Source organism: Phenylobacterium sp. (assembly GCF_036263695.1).
GTDB lineage: Bacteria > Pseudomonadota > Alphaproteobacteria > Caulobacterales > Caulobacteraceae > Phenylobacterium.
Window position 1 is genome coordinate 1 of record NZ_DATAGM010000028.1, and the last position, 3368, is coordinate 3368.

3 protein-coding genes are annotated in these 3368 nt (G+C 68.7%); 2 read left to right on the forward strand and 1 reads right to left on the reverse strand.

Annotated features, from left to right (window positions below):
* The first annotated feature begins 1 nt into the window (after position 1).
* Entirely contained in the window at positions 2-1858 is a 1857-nt protein-coding gene (dnaK, locus tag VHK87_RS01050) for a molecular chaperone DnaK (RefSeq protein WP_329633042.1), read from the forward strand.
* A gap of 162 nt (positions 1859-2020) precedes the next feature.
* Entirely contained in the window at positions 2021-3169 is a 1149-nt protein-coding gene (gene dnaJ / locus VHK87_RS01055) for a molecular chaperone DnaJ (RefSeq protein WP_329633043.1), read from the forward strand.
* 4 nt (positions 3170-3173) lie between these two features.
* Here dnaJ and VHK87_RS01060 read toward each other — a convergent pair.
* The coding region (locus VHK87_RS01060; RefSeq protein WP_329633044.1) for a hypothetical protein at positions 3174-3368 on the reverse strand (195 nt) is incomplete at its 5' end.

A 3368-nucleotide genomic window follows, 5' to 3' on the forward strand; every position in this document is an offset into this window, starting at 1 on the left:
CATGGACGGCAAGCAGCCGAAAGTGATCGAGAACGCTGAAGGCGCGCGCACCACTCCCTCGGTGGTCGCCTTCCTGGACGACGGCGAGCGCCTGATCGGCCAGCCCGCTCGACGTCAGGGGGTCACCAACCCCTCCAACACCTTCTTCGCGATCAAGCGGCTGATCGGCCGCAACGTCTCCGACCCGATGGTCGAGAAGGACCGGGGCATGGTGCCCTACGAGATCGTCAAAGGTCCGACTGGCGACGCCTGGGTGCGCGCCCACGGCAAGGACTACTCTCCGCAAGAGATCTCCGCCTTCATCCTGCAGAAGCTGAAGGAAGACGCCGAGCGTCACCTGGGCGAGAAGGTCGAGAAGGCGGTGATCACCGTTCCGGCCTACTTCAACGACGCCCAGCGGCAGGCCACCAAGGACGCCGGCAAGATCGCCGGCCTGGAGGTCCTGCGGATCATCAACGAGCCGACGGCCGCGGCGCTCGCCTACGGGCTGGAGAAGGCGGACGGCAAGAAGATCGCCGTGTACGACCTCGGCGGCGGCACCTTCGACGTCTCGATCCTGGAGATCGGCGACGGCGTCTTCGAGGTGAAGGCGACCAACGGCGACACCTTCCTGGGCGGCGAGGACTTCGACCTGCGCATCGTCGACTACCTGGCGGACGAGTTCCGCAAGGAGAGCGGCGTCGATCTGCGCAAGGACAAGCTGGCCCTGCAGCGCCTGAAGGAAGAGGCTGAGAAGGCCAAGAAGGAGCTGTCCACCACCGCCCAGTACGAGGTGAACCTGCCCTTCATCTCGATGAACCAGTCGGGCCCGCTGCACCTCAACATCAAGCTCTCCCGCGCCAAGCTGGAAGCGCTGGTCGAGGACCTGATCGCCAAGACCATCGGCCCCTGCGAGCAGGCGCTGAAGGACGCGGGCGTCAAGAAGGCCGACATCGACGAAGTGGTGCTGGTCGGCGGCATGACGCGCATGCCCAAGGTCGTCGAGGCGGTGAAGGAGTTCTTCGGCCGCGAGCCCCACAAGGGCGTGAACCCGGACGAGGTCGTGGCGCTGGGCGCCGCGGTGCAGGCCGGCGTGCTGCAAGGCGACGTCAAGGACGTGCTGCTGCTGGACGTCACGCCGCTGACCCTGGGCATCGAGACCCTGGGCGGGGTGTTCACGCCGCTGATCGAGCGCAACACCACCATCCCGACCAAGCGCAGCCAGGTCTTCTCGACCGCGGACGACAACCAAAACGCCGTCACCATCCGGGTCTTCCAGGGTGAGCGGCCGATGGCGCAGGACAACAAGATGCTGGGCCAGTTCGACCTGGTGGGCATCCCGCCGGCGCCGCGCGGCGTGCCGCAGATCGAGGTCACCTTCGACATCGACGCCAACGGCATCGTCAACGTCTCGGCCCGTGACAAGGCGACCGCCAAGGAGCAGTCGATTCGCATCCAGGCGAACGGCGGCCTGTCGGACGCCGACATCGAGCGGATGGTCAAGGAAGCCGAGGCCAACCGCGCCGACGACGAGAAGCGCAAGCAGGTGGTCGAGGCCAAGAACCAGGCCGAGGCCGTCCTTCACTCGACCGAGAAGGCTCTCGCCGAGCACGGCGACAAGGTCGGCCAGGCCGAGCGCGACGCCATCACCTCGGCGATGGAAGACCTGAAGGGCGTGCTGGAGTCCGGCGATCCGGAGGCCATCTCGTCCAAGACCCAGACCCTGATCCAGGCGTCGATGAAGTTGGGCGAGGCCATGTACCAGGCCCAGCAGAACTCCGGCGGCGAGGCGGGTCAGCAGAGCGCGAACGAGGGCGGCGACGATGTGGTCGACGCCGAGTTTGAAGAAGTCAGCGACGACCAGAAGAAGTCGGCGTGACGTTTCGCCCCATGTCGGCCGCCGGCAAGTCAAGCCAATCGACCGATATGGGGCGCCGTCGACTTCCGAGCGATGACGGCCGTCCGTCCCGCGCAAGCGACGCCTTGCGGCGGGACGGGCGCCATCCCACCTCAGTTCGAGCCCTCCGAGCGCTGACCATCGATGCGTGACTACTACGAGATCCTTGGCGTGCCCCGCGGCTGCGACGAGGCGGCCCTGAAGGCCTCCTTCCGCAAGCTGGCGATGGAGCATCACCCTGACCGCAACGGGGGATGCGAGGACGCCTCCGCCCGGTTCAAGGAAATCAACGAAGCCTATTCCGTCCTCTCGGACCCGCAGAAGCGGGCGGCCTACGACCGCTTCGGCCACGCCGGCGTCAACGGCATGAACGGCGGCGGCGGGGCCGGCATGCACGATGTGCACGACATCTTCAACGAGGTGTTCGGCGACGTTTTCGGCGACATGTTCGGCGGCCGCGGCCGCCGCTCCAGCGGCCCGGCCCGCGGCCAGGACCTGAGATACGACCTGGAGATCACCCTCGAGCAGGCCTACGCCGGCGCCGACGTGGAGATCACCGTCCCCTCGGCGATGAGCTGCGAGACCTGTTCGGGCTCGGGTGCCCGGCCGGGGACCAGCCCCACCCCCTGCGGCAGCTGCGGCGGCCAGGGCCGCGTGCGGGCCACCCAGGGCTTCTTCTCCATCGAGCGCACCTGCCCCCGCTGCGGCGGCACGGGCCGGCTGGTGCTCGACCCCTGCGAGGATTGCCACGGCATGGGCCAGGTCCGGCGCGAGCGCCGGCTGCAGGTCCGCATCCCGGCCGGCGTCGACGACGGGGCGCGGATCCGGCTGGCGGGCGAGGGCGATGCGGGCGCCAGGGGCGGCCCGCGCGGCGACCTCTACATCTTCATCTCCGTCCGGCCGCACGAGCTCTTCGAGCGCGACGGGCTGGACCTGCTCTGCACCGTGCCGGTGCCGATGAGCATCGCGGCCCTGGGTGGCGAGCTGGAGGCCCCCTGCCTGATGGGCGGGGAGAACTGCGACGGCGAGTGCAAAGTGCCGATCAAGGTGCCCGAGGGCACCCAGACCGGCCGCACCGTACGGGTGAAGGGCCGCGGCATGCCCTCGCTGCGCTCGCGCGAGCGCGGCGACCTGGTGGTCGAGCTGTTCGTAGAGACGCCGACCAGGCTCACCGCCCGTCAGAAGGAGCTGCTGCGCGAGTTCGCCGGCCTGTGCGGCGAGCAGCAGCATCCCAAGTCGGCGGGGTTCCTCGGCAAGGCCAAGCGGTTCTGGAGCGAGGTGACGGGGGTCTGACCCCCTACTGCATCGCCTTCAGGGCCTGCAGCCCGGACAGCAGCGCGCCGAAGACCAACGCCGACAGCACCACGATCAGCCCGACCAGGCCGAGCCGCCGCGCCACGTTGATCCGCGGCCGGTCCGCTAGCGCTCGCCTTCGAGCACCGTCCAGACCGTGCAGAGCATCTCCCGAAGCAGCTCCTCCGGCGGCCGTTGA

Excerpts from the sequence above, each read along its gene's own strand:
- dnaK (WP_329633042.1), top strand. The coding sequence starts at position 2 with ATGGACGGCAAGCAGCCGAAAGTGATCGAGAACGCTGAAGGCGCGCGC.
- dnaJ (WP_329633043.1), top strand. The coding sequence starts at position 2,021 with ATGCGTGACTACTACGAGATCCTTGGCGTGCCCCGCGGCTGCGACGAG.